This is a genomic window from Arminella tubonensis (assembly GCF_003240585.1).
GTDB classification, from domain to species: Bacteria; Pseudomonadota; Alphaproteobacteria; order Rhizobiales; family Rhizobiaceae; genus Rhizobium; species Rhizobium tubonense.
Window position 1 is genome coordinate 13,525 of record NZ_PCDP01000040.1, and the last position, 24,065, is coordinate 37,589.

Annotated in this window: 24 protein-coding genes; 7 read left to right on the forward strand and 17 right to left on the reverse strand. The window is 59.1% G+C overall.

What is annotated here, in order from left to right; all coding sequences use genetic code 11:
• Nucleotides 1-42: 42 nt before the first annotated feature.
• Nucleotides 43-819 carry an SDR family oxidoreductase gene (locus CPY51_RS20395; protein ID WP_111162077.1) on the reverse strand — a complete coding sequence of 259 codons (777 nt, stop codon included), beginning with the start codon at nucleotides 817-819 and terminating at the stop codon, nucleotides 43-45.
• 106 nt (nucleotides 820-925) lie between these two features.
• Here CPY51_RS20395 and CPY51_RS20400 point away from each other — a divergent pair, with 106 nt between their 5' ends.
• On the forward strand, nucleotides 926-1,513 hold the full coding sequence (locus CPY51_RS20400; protein ID WP_111162078.1) for a TetR/AcrR family transcriptional regulator: 588 nt from the start codon (nucleotides 926-928) through the stop codon (nucleotides 1,511-1,513).
• Nucleotides 1,514-1,574: 61 nt separating this feature from the next.
• On the opposite strand, the gene CPY51_RS20405 is transcribed toward CPY51_RS20400, so the two are convergent.
• On the reverse strand, nucleotides 1,575-2,189 hold the full coding sequence (locus CPY51_RS20405) for an FMN-dependent NADH-azoreductase (protein ID WP_111162079.1): 615 nt from the start codon (nucleotides 2,187-2,189) through the stop codon (nucleotides 1,575-1,577).
• 136 nt (nucleotides 2,190-2,325) lie between these two features.
• Here CPY51_RS20405 and CPY51_RS20410 point away from each other — a divergent pair, with 136 nt between their 5' ends.
• Nucleotides 2,326-3,291 (forward strand): LysR family transcriptional regulator, encoded by a 966-nt coding sequence (locus CPY51_RS20410; RefSeq protein WP_111162284.1) that lies wholly within the window; start codon nucleotides 2,326-2,328, stop codon nucleotides 3,289-3,291.
• A 40-nt stretch (nucleotides 3,292-3,331) separates the two neighbouring features.
• On the opposite strand, the gene CPY51_RS20415 is transcribed toward CPY51_RS20410, so the two are convergent.
• Complete coding sequence (locus CPY51_RS20415; RefSeq protein WP_111162080.1) at nucleotides 3,332-5,320, reverse strand: bifunctional 2',3'-cyclic-nucleotide 2'-phosphodiesterase/3'-nucleotidase; 1,989 nt, start codon at nucleotides 5,318-5,320, stop codon at nucleotides 3,332-3,334.
• A gap of 123 nt (nucleotides 5,321-5,443) precedes the next feature.
• Entirely contained in the window at nucleotides 5,444-5,779 is a 336-nt protein-coding gene (locus CPY51_RS20420; RefSeq protein ID WP_111162081.1) for a PilZ domain-containing protein, read from the reverse strand.
• A gap of 233 nt (nucleotides 5,780-6,012) precedes the next feature.
• Here CPY51_RS20420 and CPY51_RS20425 point away from each other — a divergent pair, with 233 nt between their 5' ends.
• A complete protein-coding gene (locus CPY51_RS20425; protein WP_195909578.1) occupies nucleotides 6,013-6,822 on the forward strand; it encodes an endonuclease/exonuclease/phosphatase family protein in 810 nt (269 codons plus the stop codon).
• Nucleotides 6,823-6,839: 17 nt separating this feature from the next.
• Here the strand turns inward: CPY51_RS20425 and CPY51_RS20430 are convergent, their stop codons facing one another.
• A complete protein-coding gene (locus CPY51_RS20430) occupies nucleotides 6,840-7,301 on the reverse strand; it encodes an Lrp/AsnC family transcriptional regulator (protein WP_111162082.1) in 462 nt (153 codons plus the stop codon).
• Between the two features lie 151 nt (nucleotides 7,302-7,452).
• On the opposite strand from CPY51_RS20430, the gene ald reads away from it, so the two are divergent.
• The gene (ald, locus tag CPY51_RS20435; RefSeq protein WP_111162083.1) at nucleotides 7,453-8,571 is read left to right on the forward strand and encodes an alanine dehydrogenase; all 1,119 of its coding nucleotides are present in this window, start codon (nucleotides 7,453-7,455) and stop codon (nucleotides 8,569-8,571) included.
• Nucleotides 8,572-8,631: 60 nt separating this feature from the next.
• On the opposite strand, the gene CPY51_RS20440 is transcribed toward ald, so the two are convergent.
• The 5 genes from CPY51_RS20440 to CPY51_RS20460 all read right to left on the reverse strand — a co-directional run bounded on the left by CPY51_RS20440 (nucleotide 8,632) and on the right by CPY51_RS20460 (nucleotide 12,407).
• Nucleotides 8,632-9,105 (reverse strand): DUF1203 domain-containing protein, encoded by a 474-nt coding sequence (locus tag CPY51_RS20440; protein ID WP_111162084.1) that lies wholly within the window; start codon nucleotides 9,103-9,105, stop codon nucleotides 8,632-8,634.
• Nucleotides 9,106-9,179: 74 nt separating this feature from the next.
• Entirely contained in the window at nucleotides 9,180-9,743 is a 564-nt protein-coding gene (locus CPY51_RS20445) for a GNAT family N-acetyltransferase (RefSeq protein WP_111162085.1), read from the reverse strand.
• A gap of 4 nt (nucleotides 9,744-9,747) precedes the next feature.
• The gene (gene sseA, locus CPY51_RS20450; protein WP_111162086.1) at nucleotides 9,748-10,602 is read right to left on the reverse strand and encodes a 3-mercaptopyruvate sulfurtransferase; all 855 of its coding nucleotides are present in this window, start codon (nucleotides 10,600-10,602) and stop codon (nucleotides 9,748-9,750) included.
• Between the two features lie 20 nt (nucleotides 10,603-10,622).
• The gene (locus tag CPY51_RS20455) at nucleotides 10,623-11,360 is read right to left on the reverse strand and encodes an alanyl-tRNA editing protein (protein WP_111162087.1); all 738 of its coding nucleotides are present in this window, start codon (nucleotides 11,358-11,360) and stop codon (nucleotides 10,623-10,625) included.
• Between the two features lie 6 nt (nucleotides 11,361-11,366).
• On the reverse strand, nucleotides 11,367-12,407 hold the full coding sequence (locus tag CPY51_RS20460) for a cysteine synthase A (protein ID WP_111162088.1): 1,041 nt from the start codon (nucleotides 12,405-12,407) through the stop codon (nucleotides 11,367-11,369).
• A 214-nt stretch (nucleotides 12,408-12,621) separates the two neighbouring features.
• Between CPY51_RS20460 and CPY51_RS20465 the strand changes: the two genes are divergently transcribed.
• Entirely contained in the window at nucleotides 12,622-13,287 is a 666-nt protein-coding gene (locus CPY51_RS20465; protein ID WP_195909579.1) for a ChrR family anti-sigma-E factor, read from the forward strand.
• A 98-nt stretch (nucleotides 13,288-13,385) separates the two neighbouring features.
• Nucleotides 13,386-14,213 (forward strand): SDR family NAD(P)-dependent oxidoreductase, encoded by an 828-nt coding sequence (locus tag CPY51_RS20470; RefSeq protein ID WP_111162090.1) that lies wholly within the window; start codon nucleotides 13,386-13,388, stop codon nucleotides 14,211-14,213.
• A 50-nt stretch (nucleotides 14,214-14,263) separates the two neighbouring features.
• On the opposite strand, the gene CPY51_RS20475 is transcribed toward CPY51_RS20470, so the two are convergent.
• The 4 genes from CPY51_RS20475 to CPY51_RS20490 form a co-directional block, all read right to left on the reverse strand.
• Entirely contained in the window at nucleotides 14,264-15,523 is a 1,260-nt protein-coding gene (locus CPY51_RS20475) for an SAM-dependent methyltransferase (protein ID WP_111162091.1), read from the reverse strand.
• A 92-nt stretch (nucleotides 15,524-15,615) separates the two neighbouring features.
• The gene (locus CPY51_RS20480; protein ID WP_244598738.1) at nucleotides 15,616-16,470 is read right to left on the reverse strand and encodes a DUF1365 domain-containing protein; all 855 of its coding nucleotides are present in this window, start codon (nucleotides 16,468-16,470) and stop codon (nucleotides 15,616-15,618) included.
• Entirely contained in the window at nucleotides 16,467-17,822 is a 1,356-nt protein-coding gene (locus CPY51_RS20485) for an NAD(P)/FAD-dependent oxidoreductase (protein ID WP_111162092.1), read from the reverse strand. Before CPY51_RS20485 ends, CPY51_RS20480 begins: the two co-directional genes overlap by 4 nt.
• Nucleotides 17,819-19,270, reverse strand: a complete 1,452-nt coding sequence (locus CPY51_RS20490; RefSeq protein WP_111162093.1) for a cryptochrome/photolyase family protein — start codon at nucleotides 19,268-19,270, stop codon at nucleotides 17,819-17,821. The genes CPY51_RS20485 and CPY51_RS20490 overlap by 4 nt, the downstream gene beginning before the upstream one ends.
• A gap of 214 nt (nucleotides 19,271-19,484) precedes the next feature.
• Here CPY51_RS20490 and CPY51_RS20495 point away from each other — a divergent pair, with 214 nt between their 5' ends.
• Nucleotides 19,485-20,603 (forward strand): sn-glycerol-3-phosphate import ATP-binding protein UgpC, encoded by a 1,119-nt coding sequence (locus tag CPY51_RS20495; RefSeq protein WP_111162094.1) that lies wholly within the window; start codon nucleotides 19,485-19,487, stop codon nucleotides 20,601-20,603.
• 163 nt (nucleotides 20,604-20,766) lie between these two features.
• On the opposite strand, the gene CPY51_RS20500 is transcribed toward CPY51_RS20495, so the two are convergent.
• The 3 genes from CPY51_RS20500 to CPY51_RS20510 form a co-directional block, all read right to left on the reverse strand.
• The gene (locus CPY51_RS20500) at nucleotides 20,767-21,681 is read right to left on the reverse strand and encodes an ABC transporter permease subunit (protein ID WP_111162095.1); all 915 of its coding nucleotides are present in this window, start codon (nucleotides 21,679-21,681) and stop codon (nucleotides 20,767-20,769) included.
• 7 nt (nucleotides 21,682-21,688) lie between these two features.
• Nucleotides 21,689-22,573 (reverse strand): carbohydrate ABC transporter permease, encoded by an 885-nt coding sequence (locus CPY51_RS20505; protein ID WP_111162096.1) that lies wholly within the window; start codon nucleotides 22,571-22,573, stop codon nucleotides 21,689-21,691.
• 101 nt (nucleotides 22,574-22,674) lie between these two features.
• Nucleotides 22,675-24,054: an extracellular solute-binding protein gene (locus CPY51_RS20510; protein ID WP_195909580.1), complete on the reverse strand. Its 1,380-nt coding sequence runs from the start codon at nucleotides 24,052-24,054 to the stop codon at nucleotides 22,675-22,677.
• Nucleotides 24,055-24,065 lie beyond the last annotated feature (11 nt).

Consider the following 24,065-nt stretch of genomic DNA (forward strand, 5'->3'; position numbering starts at 1 on the left):
AGAGGCCGCCAATGGCGGCCTCCGAAAGCACAGCAACTACGATCAGACGGCGCGGAATATCTTCGCGCCCGATGGAGCGTTGGTTGCACCGCCGTCGACGGTGATCTCGATAGCCGTCACATTCAGCGAGTCATCCGATGCCAGATAGAGGGCAGCCTTGGCGATCTCGTCGGCTTCGCTCATACGTCCAAGCGGGCTCATGCCGCCGATCTGTGCTTCGAGCGCGCTCGCCGCATCTGGCGTCAGCGCCCTGGTGTTCCAGATCGGCGTGCGCGTGCCGCCGGGGGTCACCTGGTTGACACGGATACCGCGAGGAGCAAGCTCGGAGGCAAGGTTGCGGGTCATGGAGCGTACGGCACCCTTGGTCCCGGCATAGGCCGAATAACCAGGTATGCCGAGGACCGCATGCACGGACCCGTTCAGGATGACCGAGGCGTTGTCATTCAGGTGCGGCAAGGCAGCCTGGACGGTGAAAAACACCGAAGTGAAATTGGTGCGAACCACGGCCTCGAACTGTTCGAGCGTAGTCTTTCCGAGCGCCGTTTCGCCCGGGATGCCGGCATTGGCAAAGACGATATCGAACTTGCCGAACTCCGCGGCGGCCTTGGCAAAGGCCTCTTCCATGGCGGCAACGTCATTGACGTCGACCTGCAGCGTCAGGACGCCCTTGCCGAGCTGCTCGGCGGCGGCTGCGAGCGTCTTGGCATTGCGGCCGGTGATCACCACCTTGGCACCCTCGTTGAGGAAGAGCTGAGCGGTGGCAAGGCCAATGCCGCTGTTTCCACCTGTTATGACGGCGACTTTATTTTGCAAACGCATGTTCGTGCTCCTATTGGAAAAACGCGCGATCTGGATTATGATCGTTCGCCAAGAGGATTATGATAATAATCTACATGAGTCAAGCGTTGTCGACAGGAGAATTTCGATGGGTCACTCGCAGATGGACAAACAGCGCACGCATGAGCGTATCGTCGAGATCGCTGCCAAGCGCCTGCGCGAAGAAGGATTGGAAGGTGTCGGCGTTGCAGACCTGATGAAGGAGGCGGGGCTGACCGTCGGCGGCTTCTACAAGCACTTCGCCTCTCGCGACGAACTGGTCGCCGAAGCAATGCAGGTCGCTTTCACCTCGTGGGCAAAGAAGATGGAGGCGAGGGGGATAGAGGCCGCGGACGTCTCGCTCGAGGAATTTATGGATTCCTACCTCAGCATCGGGCACCGCGACTATCCGGGCGACGGCTGCGCATTTACCGGACTGATAGGCGATCTCGCTAGAAGCGACCCAAAGACGCGCAATATTGCCAGTCGCCAGATCGGCGAAAATATCAGGATCATGACCGGCCGCATGACTGACGCTGACGCCGATGCGGCGCGAAAAAAAGCGATCCTTGCTGTCTGCGCGATGGCGGGAGCGGTAGGCTTTGCCCGCATCGTCGACGACCAAGCGCTGTCAGAGGAGATTCTGGGCTCGGTAAAGGAAATCCTCGCGGAAATGTCCAAGGGCAAGGTTTCCTGATGGCGCAAAAAAAAGCGGCCGGTGGGGACCGGCCGCTCCATAGACCTGCACTGAACGTTTACTAGGCGGCGCGAGCCAGTTCTATCGTGCGGGCCTTGGCTGCGCCGATTGCCTTCTCGGCTGCTTCCGGACCGAAGGCGAGACCTTCGACATACACCGTCTCGACGTCGCTGATGCCGATGAAGCCGAGGACAGACTTCAGATACGGAATGGCATGGTTCAACGGAGCTGCTGGGCCGTCGGAATAGACGCCACCGGAGGCGAGAACGATATAGGCCTTCTTGCCGGTCGCAAGCCCAACTGGGCCGGTCTCGGTATATGTAAACGTACGGCCGGCGCGGGCGATGTTGTCGATCCACGTCTTCAGCGATGAATAGATGTTGAAGTTGATCAGCCCGGTGCCGATGACGAGCGTGTCTGCGGCCAGCAACTCGTCGACCAGCTGGTCGGAAACTTTTGCGGATTCGGCCTCTTCAGCCGTGCGTGCATCGGCTGGCTTGCGGATGGCGGCTGTGAAGAGATCGTCGATATGCGGCAGCGGCGAAGTGGCCAGGTTGCGATGGACGATCGTCTTGCCCGGGTTCTGCGTCTTCAGAGCGTCGGCAAGCTCCGTGGCGATCTGGGTGGAGAGCGAATCAGCGCGCGGGCTGGAGGTCAAGAGCAGGATGGATGACATAGTTTGTTCCTTATCAATGCGTTGCGACTGAAGACGAAGGGAGAATCTCCAGCTGTTCGCAACAGAGATAAGCGTGCATGACTATCGAAAAAACTGTGATAATATGGATCGGAATTATCGATGGAATGGATGGATCATGCTTCCGAACCCCACGCTGGACCAATTGCAGGTGTTCCTGGCCGTCGCCGAATCCGGCAGCTTTTCAGCGGCCTCCCGCACGCTGAACCGCGCGCAGTCGGTCATCAGCTATACAATCGCCAATCTCGAGTCACAGCTCGAGGTACCGCTTTTCGAACGCTCCGGTTCGCGCCAGCCTAAGCTGACGGAGGCGGGGACGGCGATGCTGGAGGATGCCAGACGCATCGTCTCCGACCTGGAAATCATGCGCGCGCGCGTGAAGGGATTGAAGGACGGCCTCGAAGGCGAGGTCTCGGTGGCAATCAGCGTCATGGTTCCAACCAACGCCGTCGTCCAGGTTCTCAGCGAATTCCGCGAGTGCTTTCCGTCGGTCTCCATGCGGTTGAATGTCGGCGAGCTCGGCATGGTCATGGATCTGGTCGCCAATGGCACCTCGACGATCGGCATCGGCGGCGCGATCATACAGAACTCCGATTCGTTGGTGACGGATCGGATCGGCCATTCTTTCATGATGCCGGTGGCCTCACCGAATCATCCGCTCGTTAAGCTGAAGAGACCATTGACGCTCGCCGACGTTCGCGAAGAAGTGCAGCTTGTCGTGACCGATGCGTCCGAGCGCACGAAGGGGCGGGATTTCAATGTTCTGTCTTACAAGACCTGGCGCGTCAGCGACATCGCCACCAAGCACAATCTCATCCGGGGTGGCCTTGGCTGGGGTGGGTTGCCCGCGGCGCTGATCTTTGACGACCTGCAAAGAGGCCAACTCGTTCACCTCGATCTCGAAGCGTACGAGCAGGGCCTGTATCCAATCTATGCGATCAGGAAGATCTCCAATCCGCCAGGCCCTGCCGCGACTTGGATGATCGAAGCATTTCGTTCCAGCCTGAGCCGCTGCCCAAGCCACGAGGACTTCAAGGCGCTATTGCCGCTGAACCAGTTAGATGACGCGATCGCGGCCGAATGATTGACCTCCTCCCCAGCGGGGAGAAGGTCTTCTCGTGTGCCTAAAGCACCAGGCGGAACTTGTGGAAGCCCTCGGTGCCTTCGCCGGCATCCTCGATCTTCACGGTCTTGACCTCGCTAAGGAAGTCCTTGGCCTTGGGTGCGCTTTCGAAGAGAACGGTCGTGCCGGGCATCGGCTTGAACGTCCAGTTGCCGTCCGCCGTCGGGTTGATCGTGCCTTGATCGTGGACATACCGCACGATGACGTCGCGGTTGGTATCCGGCGCCACGTAGACGACCTTGTCCGCTGCGATCTCGGGGAAATTGCCGCCGCCGCCGGCGCGATAGTTATTGCTGACGACAACGAACTTCTGAGTGTCGTCAATGGGTTTTCCGTCGAACTGCAAGTTCTGGATGCGGTGGGCATCGGCATTGGCGATCTTGCCGGTGTCGTCGAAGCGACGCGGCTGCGACAGGTCGATCTGATAGGTCACACCATCGATGACGTCGAAATTGAAGGACGGGAACGAGGCGTTCAGCAAATCCGCATCCTTGGCGCCGGGCTGTACCTGGTTGAACATCGCAGCCGACATTTCCAGCCAGTTCTTCACCTGCGCGCCGTTGATAACGACCGCCTGCACCGTGTTCGGATAGAGGTAGAGGTCGGCGACGTTCTTGATGGCGATATCGCCGGCCGGTACATCGGTATAATAATCGGCGCCGTTGCGACCGCCGCATTTGAAGGGAGCTGCAGCCGAGAGAACGGGCAGGTCCTTGTACTTCGTCTCCTTCAGCATCTCCTTGATGTACCAACTCTGCGCCTGACTGACGATCTGCACCGACGGATCGTCGGCAACGAGCGCGAAGTAGGAATAGAGCGGTGCGGAAGTCTTGCCGACCGGGGTGCGAACATAGGCAAGGGTCGCCTCGTGCTCCGTCGTGGCTGCTGCGACGATCTCCTTCTTGTCGCGGACATCGGCGATCACTTTCTTCTTGTCGTCGCGATGATAGATCGGACGCGCCTCGGAGGTGAAGTCGACGATCTTCCAGCTGTTTCCGTCCTTTTCGAGCAAGAGATCGATGAGGCCGAGATGCGACCCCCAGAAGCCCGCCATGACAGCCGGCTTGCCTTGCAGCGTACCCTTGACCGGATCCGCATTTTTGATTCCGTCCCAGCTCTTCGGACCGGGGAAAACCAGATGCTGATGGCCGGTGAAGATCGCGTCTATGCCGTCGACCCCAGCCACGTAGAGCGAGGCATTCTCCATCTTGTCCGATGGGCCGCTGCCGTCGATGCCGGAGTGCGACAGTGCGATGATGATGTCGGCGCCTTCTTCCTTCATGACAGGCACCCAGGCCTTCGCGGCCTCGACGATGTCGCGGGTTTGGGCCTTGCCCTCGAGGTTCTTGATATCCCAGAGCATGATCTGCGGCGGCACAAAGCCGATGAAGCCGATCTTGATCGGCGTGCTCTTGCCTGAACCATCCTTGATAGTCTTTTCGAGGATCAGGTAGGGTTTGAAGAACAGTTCGTCATCCTTCGGATCGGCGGCAAGCTGGCCTTTGGTCAGGTTGGCGCAGACGAAGGGGAAGTTGGCTCCGGCGAGCACCTTGAACATGAAGTCGAGGCCATAGTTGAATTCATGATTGCCGAGCGTGCCGACCTCATAGCCGAGCGTATTCATCGCCTTGATGACGGGATGGACGTCGCCGTCCTTCATGCCGTGCTGATAGGCCATGTAGTCGCCCATCGGATTTCCCTGCAGCACGTCGCCATTGTCGATCAAAAGCGAATTGGTGGCCTCGGCGCGGATGCTATCGATGATCGTGCCGGTGCGCGACAGGCCCATCGTGTCATTCGGCTTGTCGGCGTAGTAGTCATAGGGGAAGACGTTGACATGTATATCGGTCGTTTCCATCAGCCGGAGATGGGCCTGATTGCCCGCTGCCCGCGCTGAAAACGGATGCAGCAGGACCAAGGCTGCGGTCGCACCAAGCCCGCTGAGAAGCGAGCGGCGGGATATTGGAGGCAATTCCAGAAAGGACGACATGAAATACTCCTTGAACGATCATCTACCCCGGCGAAGGCGGAGACTAGGATGATTTGCCAAGGAGTGCACCACTTAAGTGACAAGGATATTGCGGCGGCAACGCCGATATCGAACAGTCGTCGCTCAACGCTTCAGAACAGGCTTCACCTCTTTGTGGAAGAAGCGGAAATAGGAGTTCACCTGCGCCGAGGCATTGGAGTTGCGGTTGAATTCGACCCCGATACGACCGTCGCGGAGCCATTTTACGGTTCCTTCCAACGACCCGAGATCCTCGCAATCAATCCGCACCTTGCTGCCGGCGGCGCCGTAAAAAGGGCCCGCAAGATCGAGTGCGATTCCGGTCGCCGAAAGATCGACAACGCGGCTGTTGGTCTCGTGGTTGAGGTATCTCACTTTTCCGAAGATACGGCAGCGCCGCCGCACCGCAGTACGGACTTTCATGCCGAGATTGTTTTGCATCGACGCCCCCCACATATCCGAATATCACTGTAACCATACAACGTAGATGTTGATTTCCTTTTATAGTCTCCGATCAATTGCTGTAGTTTCCGTTAAAGTTGCTTTTACTGGCGGCGCTACCAACAACGGGCGGCGTATCTCGACTTTCACGGCCGTGATCTTGCCACGGCGATATTTAGATCAACCGAGAATCTGATAGATATCCTTTCGATCACCGCTTGGGGCAGTTGGGAATGACGTTGGGCATCGTTTCGCTGAATGCGTGGGGCGGCAGGCTTCATGCCCCGCTGATGCGATATATCGCCGATGCAGATCCTGACATCCTATGCCTGCAAGAGGTTTCGCGCACTGCCTCGGCGCCGTCCGAATGGTTGGTGTATCGCGAACCCGGCCTCGAACTGCCCCAACGAGCCAATCTCCTTCAGGAGGTCAGCGCGGCTCTGCCCGACCACAACGCCTTTTTCTTTCCGGCGGCAAGGGGCGATCTGTTCGATGGTGACAGGCTGATTGCCTCCGAGTTCGGCTTGGCGACGTTTGTGCGCAAATCGCATCCGGTCATCGGCCAGTCGATGGACTTCGTGCATGGCGCATTTGCAGCAGACGGCTGGGGCGAGCACCCGCGGTCACGAAACGCGCACGGCGTTCGCATCTTCGACTACGAACTTGGATTTCCCGTCACCATTGTCCAGTTACACGGCCTCAGGGACCTTGCAGGCAAGGGAGATACTCCAGCGCGTATCGAGCAGGCGAACAAACTGGTTGAGCTGATCGGGCGGGTCTGGCGGAAGGGCGAGAGGCTGATCGTTTGCGGCGATTTCAATGTCCTGCCGGATAGCGTGACGTTCGAGGCATTGGGCAGGCTCGGATTGACGGACCTCGTGACGTCGCTGGGCTATACCGACACCAGAACGTCGTTCTATCGGAAGGAAGGCCGTTTCGCCGACTACATGCTGGTGACGCCGGACGTGGAGATCGCCAAATTCGAGGTCGTCGAGGAACCGGAAGTTTCCGACCATCGCGCCCTGCACCTGGAGATGCGATAGGAAATCGATGCGAACCGTCAGAGCCCGACATTTGGCCGGTCGATGATCTCGCGTAGTGCAAAGCTCGAATTGATCTTCACCACATGTGGCAGTGCTGACAGCCAGTCGCGATGGATGCGCTCATAGTCCTCCAGGTCGCGGGCGGCTACGCGCAGGATGTAGTCGTATTCGCCTGACATCAGGTAGCACACGAGCACGTTCGGACACCGCTTCACCGCGATCTCGAATTCCGACAGCGTTTTTGCGAACTGGCCGGAAAGCGAGATGTGCACGATGGCAATCATCTTGTAGTCCAGCGCCTTGTGCGACAGCCGTGCATGGTAGCCGCCGATGGTGCCGTCCTTTTCCAGGATGTCCAGCCGCCGCGAGCAGGCGGAGGGCGACAATCCGACCTTGACGGCAAGGTCCGCATTGGTAATCCGCGCATTCTGCTGAAGCGCCCGCAGAATCGCACGATCTATGGCATCCAGGTCCGACATTCGAATATCCTTCGAAGATTTGTTGCTGGACGCAATTATCTTCGAATAAATGGCAGTCCGCAATTCTTCTTTGCAAGGACATTGCAGAGAGGGAATGGTTCAATCCTCAACTATGATCCGCGAAGCGGACGGTCTGAGAGAGGAATTGAGTATGCGCGTCGGTTGCCCCAAGGAAATCAAGAACCACGAATACCGCGTCGGCCTCACGCCCGCAGCGGTTCGCGAATATGTCGCCCATGGCCACGAGGTCTGGGTGGAGACGAAGGCGGGTGCCGGCATCGGCGCAGATGACCATGCCTATGCCGCCGCTGGAGCAAAGATCGCCGCTTCGGCCAAGGACATCTTTGAGAAGTGCGACATGATCGTGAAGGTCAAGGAGCCACAGCCCTCCGAATGGGCGCAACTGCGCGAGGGTCAGATCCTCTATACATACCTGCATCTCGCGCCCGATCCGGAGCAGACAAAAGGCCTGCTTGCATCAGGCGTCACGGCTATAGCCTACGAAACGGTCACCGACGAGCGCGGCGGTCTGCCGCTGCTGGCGCCCATGTCCGAAGTTGCCGGCCGTCTGTCGATCCAGGCTGGTGCGACGGCGCTGCAGAAGGCAAACGGCGGCCTCGGGATACTCCTCGGGGGCGTACCGGGCGTACTGCCAGCCAAAGTCGCGATTATTGGCGGCGGTGTCGTCGGCTTGCATGCTGCTAAGATGGCCGCTGGTCTCGGTGCCGACGTCAGCATTCTCGACCGGTCGCTGCCGCGTCTGCGCCAGCTGGACGATATCTTCAACGGTCGGGTCCACACGCGCTATTCCAGCATCCAGGCTTTGGAAGACGAGGTCTTTGCAGCCGATCTGGTTATCGGCGCGGTCCTCATCCCCGGTGCGGCCGCGCCGAAACTCGTTACCCGCGAGATGCTGACCGGCATGAAGAAGGGCGCCGTCATCGTCGACGTTGCAATCGATCAGGGCGGCTGCTTCGAGACTTCGCATGCGACCACCCATTCCGACCCGACCTACGAGGTCGATGGTGTCGTGCACTATTGCGTTGCCAACATGCCGGGTGCCGTACCTGTCACGTCGGCGCACGCCCTCAACAATGCGACACTCCAGCATGGGCTGGCGCTCGCAGATCGCGGCTTGCGGGCAATCGCCGAGGACAAGCATCTTCGAAACGGCCTCAACGTCCACAAGGGCCGCGTCACCAACAAGGCCGTAGCTGAAGCCCTCGGCTACGAAGTCGTCGCCGCCGAAAAGATACTCAACGTAGCGTAATTCCCATCGCGCTACCTGACGAAGGCCGGCCGCATTTCCTGCGGTCGGCCTTTTCGTTGATCAGGCCTTGTCGATTCTGCATTGGTAGCAATTGTTGCGCGCTGAGCGAACGTGGACATAGGCGATGCCCTCCCGGTTCAAAAGCTCCTCCGCATAGGCAGGAATATCGGCAGTGGGCGTCACGGCGCCTGTCCCATAGACGATGCGGTTGTTGTCGCTATATCCCCGGACGATGAAATCTTTGCCGCCGGCAATCACAGGCGGCATGATCTCCTCGGCGGCGTAGCGTTGGCACGGCGTCTTGTGCAGGAAGATCGGCCCGGTCTCGGCATAGGGCTGGAGATCGGGAAACGGGCGATAGGCAAAGACCAGCAGCGGTTCGCCCGCATCAATATTCGCGAGGCAATGGCGGCAGGGATGGCCTGGCCCGTCGGAGATCATTGTCTCCGGAAGGTGGCCGTAGGAATCGGCATCGCCGTTCCAGAGAGCCTCGGCATCTGCAGTGGGCATGGCTGTGAAACTGATGTTCGACATGACAAGTCTCCTTTGAGCATGTCATGAAATGCCGCGTTTCCGAGCTTCGATCCACCCGATTCCTGCGCGCTGGCTCAGCTCCGCTTCGCTATTTCCAGCAATTCCTTGTCGCTCAGCGGTCGAACGATGCCGTGGCCCGTGGACACGGGCGAAAACCCGAACATCTGATAGAGCTGCAGGGCCCTTGGATGATCCAGCGTGTTGGTCGTCGTGACGACGCGCGTCGGATTGAGCACCCAGAGTGCGTAAAGCGCCTGCAACAGGAACCATTTGCCGATGCCTAGCCCGAGCGCATGCTCGATCAGGCCGAAATGAGTGAGCTCGATCGTATCCTCGTCCTCGCGGAAATATTCGAAGAAACCGGCCGGCGCGCCGTTGACGTAGAGAACGCTGATGTCGGTACGCTCGTCGTGGAGAATGGCGGCGAGCTTCTCGTCGCTCATGCGCAGGCGCTCGACCCATTGCCAGCGCGCGCCGACCTGGCGGTAGAGATAGCGATAAAATGGCAAGGGAATTTTCGGCGCCCGCATGATTGCCGCCTGGATGTTGACGGGAATGTTGAGGCTCGTCTTCGGCGGCGCGGTCATTTCCAGTCGGGTGATCTGCACCTTGAGCGATGTGGATGGTTTCAGGGCCATGGGCTCAATCTTTACCCGTTGCGACAGGCGTATCGGCGCGACTGCCCCATTCGGACCACGAGCCGTCGTAAAGCCTGTTGTCGGTATGCCCGAGTGATTCGAGCGCCAGCGTGATGATGGCGGCTGTAATCCCTGAGCCGCATGTGGTGACGACAGGCTTGTCGAGATCGATACCGGCGGTCTCGATCGTCTGCTTGAGCTCGGACAGCGACTTGAACTTGCCATTCGTTGAAAACACGCCCGACGGCAGGCTTCTTGCGCCGGGCATGTGGCCCGACCGCATGCCCTCGCGTGGCTCCGGTTCTGCGGCGGCAAAACGGCCGGCACTTCGGGCATCGGCAATCTGCATCGCACCGCTCGAGACGATGTCACGCATGTTTTCGAAAGCGACGACGCGTTTCGCATCGAAGTGCGGCTTGAAGACAGCAGGTGAAGGGTCGGCTGCGCCGGTCTCAACCGGGCGTCCCTCTGCCTTCCAGCCGTCTATGCCGCCGTCGAGCACCTTGACATTCTCCGCACCCATCACCCTGAACAGCCACCAGATACGCGGCGCGGAAAAGATTCCGGGGCCATCGTAAACGACGATCCGGTCGCTTTCGCTAATTCCGAGCCTGCCGACTTCCTCGGCAAAGAATTCGGGCGAGGGGACCATATGCGGCAGATTGCTCGAGTGGTCGGAAATCCTGTCGTGATTGAAGCGGACGGCGCCGGGGATATGGCCAGCGGCATATTCGGCATCGGCATCGCGCTTTTGCGCCGGTAGATAGAAGGAGGCGTCGACAACCCTAAGGTCCGCCGCGCCCAACTCCTGTTGCAGCCAATCGGCCGATACGATGAAACGGCTCTTGTCCGCGGTCATGATGTTCTCTCCGTCCTCAATCAGGCTTCGTCACCGGGCGTTCCAAAGCGGATACGAAACCGGCGGTTCTCCTTGCCCTTCTTTTCGATCTTGGCAATGTAGATAGAACCGACTTCCTGGGTCTCGGACACATGTGTGCCGCCGCAGGGCTGGCTGTCAACGGCGGAGTTTTCGCCGATGCAGACGAGGCTGACGCGGCCGAGCCCGACCGGCGGGCGCACATTCTTCGATTTGACCAGCCCCGGATTCGCGGCAAGCTCCTCGTCGGTGATCCATTGCAGGTAGACTGGATGGTTTTCGTTGACCAGCGCCATCAGCTTTGCCGTCACCTCGTCCTTGTCGATCGTCTCGGTCATGTCGAAATCGACACGACTGTCATCCTCGCTGACAGCGGCGCCGGTGATCGGATAGGGGCAGACCACCGAGAGCAGATGGCAGGCGGTATGCATCCGCATCAGTTTGTAACGTCGCACCCAGTCGATGTGCAGCACGAGCTTTTCGCCGACCGAGGGCTGCTGCTCGCCTTCAAGCGGCAGGTGAACGACAATGTCCTTCGTAGCCCCGTGCTTCGTCTGCCCGAGTGCAATCTTCGAACCATCGGAATGCTCCAGGAAGCCGGTATCGCCCGGCTGTCCGCCTGACGTGGCATAGAAGCACGTCTGGTCCAGTTCGATGCCCCCATCATCGTGGACGGCGGTGACCGTGGCTTCCGCCGTCGAGAGATAGAAATCGTCACGATAAAGGGCATTCACCGGCATGGGCGGTCACGCAATGCTTTCATAGGGAACGGAAATGTCGGAGTTCCCGACAAGCCATGCCGGAACCGGCAGGCCCTTGGACTTCAGGAAGTCCGGATTGAAGAGCTTGGATTGATACCGGTTGCCGTAGTCGCAAAGGATGGTCACGATCGTGTGGCCGGGGCCAAGGTCGTTGGCAAGGCGAACGGCACCGGCAATATTGATGCCGGTCGAGCCGCCAAGGCAAAGACCCTCGTGCTCGACGAGGTCGAAGACGTAGGGAAGCGCTTCGGCATCGCTGATCTGGTAGGAATAATCGGGCGTGAATCCTTCGAGGTTCGCGGTAATCCGCCCTTGGCCGATGCCTTCGGTGATCGACGAGCCGGACGATTTCAGCTCGCCGTTCTTGTAGAATTCATAAAGAGCCGCGCCTTCGGGATCGGCGATGCCGATATTTATGTCCTTGTTGAAGGCATGGAGACCCATTGCGGTGCCGGCCAACGTGCCGCCGGAACCAACGGAACATATGAAGCCATCGACCTTGCCGTCGGTATCGCGCCAGATCTCCTTCGCGGTCGTCTCGATATGAGCCTGGCGGTTGGCGACGTTGTCGAACTGATTCGCCCAGATCGCTCCGTTCGGGTCCGTCTTGGCAAGCTGCGCGGCGAGGCGCCCGGAGACTTTCACGTAGTTGTTCGGGTTCTTGTAGGGCGCGGCGGGAACTTCGACGAGTTCGGCGCCGAGAAGCTTCAACGCGTCCTTCTTTTCCTGGCTCTGCGTCTCGGGAATGACGATGACGGTGCGATAGCCGAGGGCCTTCGCAACCAACGTCAGGCCGATTCCGGTATTGCCGGCCGTACCCTCGACGATCACGCCGCCGGGACGCAGCAGTCCCTTCCTTTCGGCATCGCGGATAATGTAGAGCGCGGCACGATCCTTGACTGACTGTCCCGGATTGAGGAACTCAGCCTTGCCGAGAATGGTCGAGCCCGTTGCCTCGGAGGCACCCTTGAGCTTGATCAACGGCGTGTTGCCGATCGCTTCGAGGACAGTTGGGTGAACGCTCATGGAATCTGCCTTCTGTTGAACCCTAGTGTAAGAACCGCTTTTTCCCTTCACAAGCCAGGAATGACAAGAAATTCTGTTCTCCGGCGCGAACCGGGACGGTAAAATTCATTTTGTGATGGAAATATCTCGGCCGGGGCTACCGACGCCTGAGTGATCCGGCGATTGACTTTCCCCGTATGGAGGACAAAGACAGGGACGGAGCGTGTGAGCAGGCTTGACCGGCATAGATATGGTACGCGAGCAAATCGACACTGTTGACGCATTGATGGCGCATTACGTTGCAGGCTCGCTTCCAGAGCCCGCGCGAGTACTCGTCGCTGCCCATCTGGAGATGAAACCTGACAACCGCCTGATGGTGCACGATCTGGACCGGCTGGCCGGCGCGGCGCTCGAACTGGTTTCCCCCTCGGCGATATCCGACCGGGCGGGAAGGTTGTCTGCCATCTTCGGCTCTCCATCGCCTTTGCCGGATCTACCGCAGCTAAGCGAGGAAGCGAAAGGTGCTGTTCTGCCGAAGGCGGTCCGGGATTTTCTCGGTTTCGACGTAGCCGACGTTCCCTGGCGGACGAAGTTGCCCGGATTGAAGGAATATTCGCTCGGCGACATCGACGGCTGTGAAGTCAGCCTGATGTGGATTCGCGCCGGTCGCGCTCTTCCCGCCCACACGCATCGTGGCGTCGAACTGACGCTTGTGATCGACGGTGCCTATACCGACATTCGCGGTCGTTTCGGCCCCGGCGATATATCCATTGCTGACGACAGCCTCGACCATCGTCCGATCGTCGAAAAGGACGGGCCGTGTATCGCGTTTGCTGTAACCGACGCGCCCATCAAGCTGACCGGCTCGCTCACGCAGCTCATTGGCGACCTTATCGGCTGAAAGCAGCCACATTCACGTGATATTTCGCTGGGAAATAAAGCCGGAAAGAACTTCCTGGCATCTCTTGCTATTTTGTCGAACAAACCGAGGAGCAAGCTATGCGCGACTTCGTTGCCCGCCCAGAACATGGAATAGTCTGGATATCCGGTGCCAGCTCCGGCATCGGTCGAGCGTTGGCACTGAAGCTTGCGGGCGAGGGCTACAAGGTTGCCGTTACCGCCCGCAACCACGAAAAACTGCTCGAACTTCAGACGGAAGCCCACGGTTTGAGCGGGAGCATTATCGTGCTCGACGGCGATGTGACCAATGCAGAGGACATGGAACACACGGTCGCCGCCATCGAATACCAGCACGGTAATCTTGCGATGGCTGTTCTTAACGCCGGCGTCTATCTTCCGGTGGACGGCGCGCATCTGAAACATGAGGATTTTAACCAAAGTTTCGCGGTCAACCTTTCCGGCGTGGTCAACTGTCTGATACCAGCCGTTCGCCACATGAAGCTGAAAGGGCAGGGACAAATCGCCATTGTTTCCTCTGTCACCGGTTATGGAGGCTTGCCGACAAGCGCTGCCTACGGCGCAACCAAGGCGGCTTTGATCAATATGGCCGAGAGCCTGAAGTTCGATTTCGACAAGCTCGGTATCCGCATCCAGATCGTCAATCCCGGCTTCGTCGACACGGAGGCCACGCGGCAAAATCAGTTCCCGATGCCTAATCTGATTTCCCCTGAGGTAGCCGCAGACGAGATCGCCGCAGGCTTGAAATCACTGGCCTTCGAGATCAACTTCCCCAAGAGCTTCACCTACAAGCTCAAGCTCCTGCAATTGTTGCCATATGGGCTCTATTTCAAGGCGATCAACCGCTTCACCGGCTGGGGCGAGAAGCCGAAGGTATCCCATCAGCCGGCTCCGCATCCGGCTGAATAGGCGCTGGCAACCATCGATACCAAAACGTGGTTCCCTGCGGATCCCTCAGCTCAGGATTTGGCGAAGACTACCTGGCGGACGTCGATGTTGCGAGCGCGAAACCCAGCCTCGCAGTAGAACAGGTAGAATTCCCAAAGCCGCTTGAAACGATCGTCGAAACCCATCGGCCTGATGCGCTCCCACACCGACCAGAACCGCCCGCGCCAATCCGCAAGCGTCCGCGCATAGTCGAGCCCGAAGCCGAAGTCCTTGACCAGTGACAAATCGACCCTGCGGCTGAGTTCTGCCAGATGATTGCGCGTCGGCAGCATGCCGCCCGGAAATACGTATTTCTGGATGAAGTCCGGATTGGCCTTATACTGGTCGAAGGCTTCAGGTTTAATGGTGATGATCTGCAGGCCGGCCTTGCCGCCGGGTTTCAGGCATTGCTTCAGCTTCGAGAAATAGGCAGGCCAGTATTTTTCACCGACAGCCTCGAACATCTCGATCGAGATGATCCGATCGTAAAGCCCAGTCTCGTCGCGATAGTCCTGGAAGCGAAAGTCAACGCGATCGCTCAAACCGGCCTTCCTGATGCGCTCCTGCGCGAAGGCGAGCTGTTCGCGGCTGATCGTCAGACCGGTGACCCTGCAACCGATCTCGCTTGCCGCAAATTCCGCAAAACCTCCCCAGCCGCAGCCGATCTCCAGAACATGGTCGCCCGGCTTGATGCCGGTCGCTTCCGCGAGCGCCCGGTATTTGGCGTTCTGTGCAGATGCGAGGTCGTTCGCTCCGTTCGAATAAAGCGCAGATGAATAGGTCATGCTCGGATCGAGCCATTCCTTGTAGAAGTCATTGCCGAGATCGTAATGCGCCGAGATATTGCGCTTCGATCCTGATTTCGTATTGGCGCGCATCCAGTGGCGGATGCGCTCGACGAAGCGGACGATGCCGCCCGTGCCGTTGGCGTATTGGTCGGCTGCCTCCCCGTTGAGGAGGAACAATTGCAGGAACGAGACGATATCGGGGCTGTCCCAATCGCCGTCCATATATGTTTCTGCCACCCCGATCGTGCCGCTCATCAACGCGCGGTGGGCGAGGTTCCAGTTGCGCAGCGACACGGCAGCGTTCGGTCCCTGTGCCTTGCCCTTGACGAGAAGCTTGCGACCGTCGGGAAGCTTTATGGCGAGCGATCCATGCTGCATTTGGAGTAGGCCCCTTAAGGCCATTCGCGCCTTGAAGGGAAGACCTTTGACGGCGCGCGAGATGTTTTCCGCAGAGAGCGTCTCTGCGCCTTGGGCAAAAATATTCCAATCTTGCGCGTTGGTCATGGATACTCCTCCAGCAACAGGGATAGTGCCAGTAACAGGTCGGTCAAAAGTTCAAATATGCAGGCCCCGGCGTCGTCTACCCGAGCCTAGCGTTATTCAGCGGCTTCGACAATAACGGGCTCCGCCTTGTCGCTGACGGGAGCCGCAGCTGCAGGCCGGCGAATATATCTTGCTCCCTTGACCCACAGTCTCAGCGCTTCCCAATGTATGCCAGCGACGATCTTGAAGGTCAGTAGCGGAATGCGCAGTGTCAACCCGGCAAGGTTCCGGGACGACATAGCTTGCCGCCGCCCGGTGAACGTCGCCGCGAGCAATGGCCCCTCCGCGTCGGTTTCCAGTATGCGCCAGCGAATTTCATGCCCTGGTGGAAGCATCCGAAACTGATAGCGCATGCCCATTGGAATAAACGGCGAAACGTGGAAAAGCTTGCTGCAGGTCTGCCGCAAACCACTTGGCGTCATCTCGCCGTCGGTGACGGGGCAGACATAGCTGTGCCTCTCGCCGAACGTATTTCGAACCTCGTAGATCATCGCGATCAACCTGCTATCGCTGTCATAGGCGTGATAGATCGAGATCGGATTGAACACGTATCCGAGAATACGGGGATAGCAGACCAGCAGGACGCGCGCCGCGGGCACCGCAATGCCCACATTCGCAAGCAGCTTATCGACATAGGACCTGAGGGACGCGCCTTCGGCACCCGCATGGTCCTTCTCGTAAAACGCCACGAGATTAGCGCGATTGACCGAAAACAGGCGGGAAAGCCGGCCGGCCTCGCTCAATCGGTCCAGATCGATCAGCAGCGAGAAAACCTTGTACTGGAAACGGTGGCCGAACGGCTTGATGCGCTGGTGCATGACCTCGCCGACGTAAAGGCAAGCTGCGGCTTCCGGCGCTGGACCGTTCTTCTTCATGTCGGCACCGAACCGTTTTGCGAAGGCGGTCATGCGAATGCCTCCAGTTCCCGCGCGCGATGAATGACCGGCGTGGCCCACCGGCGCCAAGGGATGATGCCGCCAAGCGCTTCGGCGGCAGCCAGACCAGAGACCAAACCGTCCTCGTGAAAACCATACCTTGTCCATGCGCCTGCAAAGTAGCAGCGATCGCGTCCCTGGATCGCAGCCAGTCGTCCTTGCGCCGCCATTCCTTCCGTGTCGAACTGCGGATGGTCGTAGGAGAATTCGCCGAAGACCTTGGCGGGATCCGGCTCGCGATCCGGATTGAGCGTCACGAACAGCGGAAACTCGTTGCTGATACCCTGCAGGCGGTTCATCCAGTAGCTGACCGCGCAACCGCTCCTGCCGTCGTCGCCGCTTGAGCGAAGATAATTCCAGGATGCCCAAACCTTCTGCCGCTTCGGCATCAGGTTGAGGTCCCGGTGCAGCACGACCCGATTGGGGTTGAAGGGTACCGCGCCGAGCAGTCGTCTCTCCTCGTTCGTTGCATCCTTCAGCATCCGAGCGGTTTGATCGCTGTGCGCAGCGAAGATCACCTTGTCAAACGCCGCTTCGCAGCCATGCTCGTCCGTGACCAGCACATGACCCTCGCACCGCCGAACGGCACGAACATCGCACGAAGGCTTCAGCCTGTCCCGGAGTGGTGACAACAGCTTTTCGAGATAGTTGCGGCTGCCACCGGTGACGGTTCGCCACTGATGCTGTTTTGTGTAGATCAGTCGGTGATTGTCGAAGAAGTTGACGAAATGCTCCGCCGGAAATTCCAGCATCTTGCCCGCCGGCGTCGACCAGATGGCGGCGGCCATCGGCACGAGATAGTTGTTCGTGAATCCGGGCGAGAAACTGCGCCAATCGAGATAGTCGCCGATCGAGCGCGAAGTAAGGTGACCCGCAGCACGGTCGGTGAGGCAGGTCTTGTTGAAACGCAGGATCTCGCGGACCATCCAGAGGAAGGAAGGGCGCAACAGGTTTCGCTTCTGCGCAAACAATGTCGACAGATTGTCGCCGCTCCACTCGAGCCTGCCTCGATCGAGCGACAATGCAAAGCTCATGTCGCTTGGGTGCGTGTCGACGCCGAGTTCGGCGAACAGCGCTGTGAGGTTCGGATAATTCTGTTCGTTGTAGACGATGAAGCCCGTGTCGACCGCGATCGGCGTCCCATCATAATCGATGTCGACAGTGGCGGTATGCCCGCCGGGGACGGCATTCTTTTCGTAGAGTGTCACGTCGTGCACGGGATTGAGCGCCCAGGCCGCCGATGCGCCTGATATGCCCGAACCGATGATCGCGATCTTCATGCGAGGCTGCCTGCCGATCGCTGGATTGGGAACGAAGGCGTTCATGCGGCGTCCTTTGTGGCACTGTAGGCCTGCAGCGCGCGACTGCGCGCCTTGGCGTGGTCGACAATCGGCTGGGGATAGGTATCGCCAAGAATGACACCGGCTTCTCTCAGGACCTTCTCCGGCGCGTCGAAAGGCCGGTGGATATATCTGTCGCCGAGGTCAGCAAGCTCCGGCACGAATTCCCTGACATAGCGGCCTTCAGGATCAAATTTCTCGCCCTGCAGCACCGGATTGAAGATGCGGAAAAACGGCGAGGCGTCTGCGCCGGAACCTGCCACCCATTGCCAGCTTGCGGCATTGCTGGCGGGATCGGCATCGACGAGCGTATCGCGGAACCAGGCTTCGCCGCGTCGCCAGTCGATCAGCAAATCCTTGATCAGGAACGAGGCAACGATCATGCGGACGCGATTGTGCATCCAGCCGTGCTTCCACAATTGGCGCATGCCTGCGTCAACGATCGGATATCCAGTCTGCCCACGCGTCCAACTGGCAAAGAGTGTGCAATCAGTGCGCCACGGGAAGCCATTGAAGCGGCTGTTCCAGTTGGCGTAGGGCAAGCCGGGGAAGTGAAAGAGCAGGTGGTATGAGAACTCCCGCCAGACGAGCTCCTTGCGAAAGTGAATGACATCGTCTCTCGGTATCGTGTGCGAGAGGCCGCGTGTCGCATGCCAGATGCGGGCAGGGGAGATTTCGCCGAGCGCCAGATGCGGAGACAGCATCGAGGTCGCGGGCTTTGATGGAAAATCCCGGCCTTCCTTGTAGCCGTCCAGCGCTCGGTCGATAAAGTCCTCCAGCCGCAGCAGAGCAGCGGTCTCGCCGGGCGTCCAGATTTCATTGAACGATTTCGCCCAGTCCGGCTTCGTGGGCAGAAGCTTCCATTGGGAAAGCTCTTCCGATTTCGGCCAGGACACCGGTGAGGTAATCTTGAGCGGTGCTTTCAATGGTTCCGGGGGCTCGCCCGAATTTTCCAATGCCCGCCAGAAAGGCGTGTAGACCCGAAACGGTGTCCGGGCGCCGGTAAGAAGTCTGGTCGGCTCGTGAAGCAGCTGGCCAGCAAAGCTGCTGATGTTCAACCCCAGCTTCGACAGTTCGTCCTTGATGCGATGGTCGATCGGGATACCGACCGGATCGTAGCGTCGGTTCCAAAGGACCGTGTCGACTCCTGTCTCGCCGACGAGCCCCTTGAGCACCGAAAATGCATCGCCCGTTCTGAAGACAAGGTCGCTGCCGAGGCTCCTGAGTGAGCTCTGCAACGCGGTCAGCGAATGGTGCAGCCACCAGCTCTGCGCGGCGCCGAGTGGACCGGTGCCATGTCCATCGGGCTCCGAGATATAAAGGGGGATGATGGGCCGACCTGATCGGCAGGCCTCATGCAGGGCATGATTGTCGTCGAGCCGCAAATCCTTGCGGAACCACAAGACAACAGCGTTCTGCGTGTTCTCTGCCAATAGTAGATTCCCTTGAAACGGAATGTTCTGACCCTGTTACGGATGTACGGCGGGTTCGGATCAAAGTTTCAGGGCAAATGAAAATTCATCGTTGGGAGGCCCATAAATGCCCCTCGCAATTCGATCTCCGGCCTGAGGTTCGGGGCCTGTTGTCACCGTTCTGTAACGCAAATTCGGTAGCGCTCATTTAAATTGACAGACAGGGAAAAACGCCATGGCAGAAATCCGCATCGAGCAGGTCCGCAAGTCCTATGGGCACAACAAGGTCGTCCATGGTGTCGACCTGAATTTCCGCTCGGGCGAGTTTGTTGTGATCCTGGGGCCATCCGGTTGCGGCAAGTCGACGTTGCTGCGGATGATCGCCGGACTCGAGGACATTACCAGCGGCGAGATCGTCATCGACAGCAAGGTCGTCAATCAGCTCGAGCCGCGGGAACGCGGCTGCGCCATGGTCTTCCAGAACTACGCGCTTTATCCGCACATGGATGTTGCGGCCAACATGGGCTATGCCCTGAAGGTCGCCGGCGTGCCGCGCGAGGAGCGTGATCGCCGCATCAAGGAGACCGCCCGCATCGTCGGCCTCGAGGACTTCCTGGACCGCAAGCCGGGCCAGCTTTCGGGTGGCCAGCGCCAGCGCGTCGCCATGGGCCGCGCCATCATTCGCGAGCCGAAGGTCTTCCTGTTCGACGAGCCGCTGTCCAATCTCGATGCCAAGCTGCGCGTGCAGATGCGCGTCGAGATTCGTCGCCTGCACAAGCGCCTCTCCGCGACCTCGGTATTCGTCACCCACGACCAGGTCGAAGCCATGACCCTCGCTGACAAGCTCGTCGTTATGTACAAGGGCAATGTCGAGCAGGTCGGCACGCCGCTCGAGGTGTACAACACGCCGCGCACCCGCTTTGTCGGTTCGTTCATCGGCTCGCCGGCGATGAACTTCCTTGAAGGCACCTTTGCAGCCGACGGCACGCATTTTATCTTCGATGGCATCGCCATTGCGATCGACCCGGCGATTGGCAAGGCCAATGCAGGAAAACCGGCAGCCCTTGGCATCAGGCCCGAGCACGCCCGCATGGTTCCGAACGGCACGCCCGGCAGCATCCCCGCGACGGTCGATTTCGTCGAGGAACTCGGCGCCGGCCGGGTCATTCATTCCGATATCAACGGCTCGACCTTCGCGCTCAGCATAACGGACCATACGACAGGCGAAACCGGCCAGACGATCGCACTGCAGCTGCCGTTGGAGCACATTCACCTATTCTCCAACGAGACCGGCATCCGTCTGGATGCGACATCCGTTGCGGCGCCGGTGAGGGATCTTGTTTCGTATAGCTAGGCAGATCCTTCTGCGCCACCTGTCGCAGCCGCTGAAGTTCGCTTTGGCGGCTTTTTGCTGTTCCGGGCAATCAGCTGAGTTGCCATCATCTTGCCGACACCTCGAATGAGAAATGGCGGACCTCGCGGCCCGCCATTCGTATACACCGGACGATAGGACCGTCTCATTTCTCCGTAGCGATCAGCCCGCGCACGAACCAACGTTGCATCAGAACGACGACAATGAGCGGCGGCAGCATGACGATCAGCGTGCCGGCCATGGCAATGTTCCACTCGGGAACGCCGCCTACGTTCGGGATCAGCTGCTTGAGTTCGGTCACGGCCGTCGAGTGCGTCGGATCGGTGGTCACCAGCAGGGGCCAGAGATACTGGTTCCAGGCCCAAAGGAACATGATGGTGCCCAGAGCCGCCATATTGGTGCGCGATAGCGGCAGCAGGATATCGATGAAGAAGCGCATCGCGCCTGCGCCGTCCATACGGGCAGCCTCGGTCAGTTCGTCTGGAATGGTGAGGAAGAATTGGCGATAGAGGAAGGTCCCTGTCGCCGTTGCGACCAGTGGCAGGATGAGGCCGGGAAAGGAGTTCAGCAGCCCCAAGTTCATGGACAGCTGAATGCCGGAGACTTTCTCTATCAGCCAGGTAATCCCGGTCACGTCGAGGATTGCCTGATATGGCGTCAGCACGTTTGCCGCGACCGCATAGGTAGGAACGATACGAACTTCGAGCGGCAACATCAGCGTAATGAAGATCAACCAGAAGATGGCCTTGCGCCCGGGATAGCGGAAATAAACGATCGAGAAGGCGGTCAGCGCCGAAACGATCACCTTGCCCGCCGCAACGCCAGTGGCAAAGACCAGGCTGTTCAAGAGCTTTGGACCGAGATCGGCCAGAGTCCATGCGGTCTTGATGTTGTTCCAGAAGTCACTGCCTGGAATAAGCGGCATCGGCACCTGGTTGACGTCATGCAGATTATGCGACGAGGCGATCACCACGATCACCAGCGGTCCGACGGCAAGGAGAAAGCCGATGAACAGGATCACATGGGTCGCGAAATTCAGGATGGGAGTGCGTTCGACCATGGTCGCCTCAGTTGTAGTGGATGCGCCGCTCGATGAAGCGGAACTGGAAGATGGTCAGGATGACGATCAGGATCATCAGGATGATGCTCTGGGCAGCAGCGCCGGAATAGTCGAGACCCCGGAACCCATCAAAATAGATCTTGTAGACCATCAGATTGGTTGAATTCGCCGGGCCGCCGCTAGTCATGATGTCGACGATGCCGAAGGAATCCTGGAAGCTTTCGGTGATGTTGATGACGAGCAGGAAGAAGATCGTCGGCGTGATCAGCGGGAATTGAATATCCTTGAAGCGCCGGAGCACGCCCGAGCCGTCCATTGCCCCCGCTTCGATCAGCGAGCGCGGAATGGCCTGAAACGCAGCGAGGAAGAAAATGAAGTTGTAGCCGACATACTTCCATGAAAAGGCGATGATAATGGAAGCCATGGCGTCGGCTCCGTCGAGGCCCGGGTCCCAGATACCGGGCCACCAATGGTTGACGATGGAGATGAAGCCGGCTTCGGGCGCCAGGATGAAACGGAAAGCGAGAGCCAGCGCCGGAGCGGCAATGCCGTAGGGCCAGACCAGCACCACGCGGTAGAATTTAGATCCGGTGAGCTGGCGGTCCGTTAATGCCGCGAGCACAAGCCCGATCGTCATCGCCAGACCGGTGCTGATTGCGGCAAAGACCATGCTGCGAACGATCGAGTTCCAGTAGTCTGGGCTGGAAAGTAGCGACCGGAAATTGTCGAGCCCGACCCAGGTGTTGCCGCCACCCCAAGGCTGCTGCAGGGTCAGGGACCACCACACCGCCTGGCCGGCTGGCCAGTAGAAGAAGGTGAAGATGAGGAGGAGCTGCGGCACCGCGAACAGGATACCGATCGTTCCCTTGCTGAATGTCGTACGTTTTTCCATCGCTTCTTCCGGCGGCTGTCAGGCATCGTGCGTCTGACGAAATAACAAAGACGCCGTCCATCCGAGAGAACCCGGATGAACGGCGCGGCTTGTTTGATCGATCAGGGAAGGGTCTTGCCCTTGTAGGTCGCTTCAAAGCGATCGAGAACCTGGTTGCCATTGGCGACCAGATTGTCGATGCCCTGCTGCACAGTCACCTTGTTGGAAAAGATTGCCTGCATCTGGTTGCCGAATTCGGCGCGGATCTGCGTGAAGTTGCCGAGGCGAATGCCGCGGGTGATCGGCGTCGGCTCGGAAGCCGTCAGGCTGGCGATAGCGACTTCACGGCCCTTGTACGGTGCCTTGTCGTAGAAGCCCGTAGATTTCATGTAGTCGAAGCCCGACTTGGTGACCGGGATGTAGCCGGTGTTGGTCGACCAGAACAGGGCGGTCTTCGGATCATGCACGAAGTTCAGGAACGCGGCAGCGCCCTTGTATTCGTCGGAGGACTTGCCGGAGAGAACCCAGAGCGAGGCGCCGCCGACGAGCGAGTTCTTGCGCTCGGTGCCGGCATATGCCGGAAGTTCGGCAACATCCCAGTTCATGCCTGCCTTCTGCGTCTTGGTGACGGAGCCGTGGTCGCCGACGGAGGTCAGGATCATCTGGCAATCGCCGGAAGCAAAGGCCTGGACCATGTCCTGCCCGAGATCCTTCGACTTGATCTTGATGAGACCCTGATCGTACCAGCTCTTGAGATCAGTGACGTACTTGACGAACGACGTCTTGTTGACCGTCAGGCGGGCGTCAAGACCGTCATAGCCGTTGTTCTCGGTAGCGATGGGCTGGTTGTGGATCGCAGAAAACTGTTCCATCAGCTGCCAGCTCTCGTTGCCGCTGATGTTGATTGCCATCGGGCATTCGTAGCCGGCATCCTTGAGCGCCTTGAGGTCGGCGCCGGCGTCTTCCCAGGTCTTGGGAGCTTCGGTCTTGCCGATCTTGGCGAAGGCATCCTTGTTCCAGTAGAGCAGGGCGGTCGAGGAATTGAACGGGAAGGAGAGAAGCTCACCCTTTGACGTCGCGTAGTAGCGGCCGATGCCGGGGAAATAGTCGTTCCAGTCGATCTTGTAGCCGTTTTCGGACATCAGCTTGCCGGCCGGATAATAGGCGCCGGAGAGCATCATCGTTGCGGTGCCTGCGTCATAGACCTGGACGACCGTTGGCTGCTTGCCGGCGCGGAAGGCGGCAATCGTGTTCTGCAGCGCTGCGTCGTAGTTGCCCTGGCTGGTGCAGGTGACCTGATAGTCGGTCTGCGAGTTGTTGAAATTCGTGCAGAGCGTCTGCACAACTCGCTCGAGGTCGCCTGAAAGGCCGAACCAGAAATCGAATTTCACCGGAGCAGCGGCGGCCGGCATTGCCAGCGCAAGGCTCATCGCGGCCGCGGCAATTGCCGGCAGGCTGTGCCTGATTTTTGGCAAGCTTTTGAATACGTTAAGTTTTAGCATTTTCTGAATTC

Bases quoted from the DNA above. Each gene is read 5' to 3' on its own strand.
- CPY51_RS20395 (WP_111162077.1), bottom strand. From the start codon at position 819: ATGCGTTTGCAAAATAAAGTCGCCGTCATAACAGGTGGAAACAGCGGC.
- CPY51_RS20400 (WP_111162078.1), top strand. From the start codon at position 926: ATGGGTCACTCGCAGATGGACAAACAGCGCACGCATGAGCGTATCGTC.
- CPY51_RS20405 (WP_111162079.1), bottom strand. From the start codon at position 2,189: ATGTCATCCATCCTGCTCTTGACCTCCAGCCCGCGCGCTGATTCGCTC.
- CPY51_RS20410 (WP_111162284.1), top strand. From the start codon at position 2,326: ATGCTTCCGAACCCCACGCTGGACCAATTGCAGGTGTTCCTGGCCGTC.
- CPY51_RS20415 (WP_111162080.1), bottom strand. From the start codon at position 5,320: ATGTCGTCCTTTCTGGAATTGCCTCCAATATCCCGCCGCTCGCTTCTC.
- CPY51_RS20420 (WP_111162081.1), bottom strand. From the start codon at position 5,779: ATGCAAAACAATCTCGGCATGAAAGTCCGTACTGCGGTGCGGCGGCGC.
- CPY51_RS20425 (WP_195909578.1), top strand. From the start codon at position 6,013: ATGACGTTGGGCATCGTTTCGCTGAATGCGTGGGGCGGCAGGCTTCAT.
- CPY51_RS20430 (WP_111162082.1), bottom strand. From the start codon at position 7,301: ATGTCGGACCTGGATGCCATAGATCGTGCGATTCTGCGGGCGCTTCAG.
- ald (WP_111162083.1), top strand. From the start codon at position 7,453: ATGCGCGTCGGTTGCCCCAAGGAAATCAAGAACCACGAATACCGCGTC.
- CPY51_RS20440 (WP_111162084.1), bottom strand. From the start codon at position 9,105: ATGTCGAACATCAGTTTCACAGCCATGCCCACTGCAGATGCCGAGGCT.
- CPY51_RS20445 (WP_111162085.1), bottom strand. From the start codon at position 9,743: ATGGCCCTGAAACCATCCACATCGCTCAAGGTGCAGATCACCCGACTG.
- sseA (WP_111162086.1), bottom strand. From the start codon at position 10,602: ATGACCGCGGACAAGAGCCGTTTCATCGTATCGGCCGATTGGCTGCAA.
- CPY51_RS20455 (WP_111162087.1), bottom strand. From the start codon at position 11,360: ATGCCGGTGAATGCCCTTTATCGTGACGATTTCTATCTCTCGACGGCG.
- CPY51_RS20460 (WP_111162088.1), bottom strand. From the start codon at position 12,407: ATGAGCGTTCACCCAACTGTCCTCGAAGCGATCGGCAACACGCCGTTG.
- CPY51_RS20470 (WP_111162090.1), top strand. From the start codon at position 13,386: ATGCGCGACTTCGTTGCCCGCCCAGAACATGGAATAGTCTGGATATCC.
- CPY51_RS20475 (WP_111162091.1), bottom strand. From the start codon at position 15,523: ATGACCAACGCGCAAGATTGGAATATTTTTGCCCAAGGCGCAGAGACG.
- CPY51_RS20480 (WP_244598738.1), bottom strand. From the start codon at position 16,470: ATGACCGCCTTCGCAAAACGGTTCGGTGCCGACATGAAGAAGAACGGT.
- CPY51_RS20485 (WP_111162092.1), bottom strand. From the start codon at position 17,822: ATGAACGCCTTCGTTCCCAATCCAGCGATCGGCAGGCAGCCTCGCATG.
- CPY51_RS20495 (WP_111162094.1), top strand. From the start codon at position 19,485: ATGGCAGAAATCCGCATCGAGCAGGTCCGCAAGTCCTATGGGCACAAC.
- CPY51_RS20500 (WP_111162095.1), bottom strand. From the start codon at position 21,681: ATGGTCGAACGCACTCCCATCCTGAATTTCGCGACCCATGTGATCCTG.
- CPY51_RS20505 (WP_111162096.1), bottom strand. From the start codon at position 22,573: ATGGAAAAACGTACGACATTCAGCAAGGGAACGATCGGTATCCTGTTC.
- CPY51_RS20510 (WP_195909580.1), bottom strand. From the start codon at position 24,054: ATGCTAAAACTTAACGTATTCAAAAGCTTGCCAAAAATCAGGCACAGC.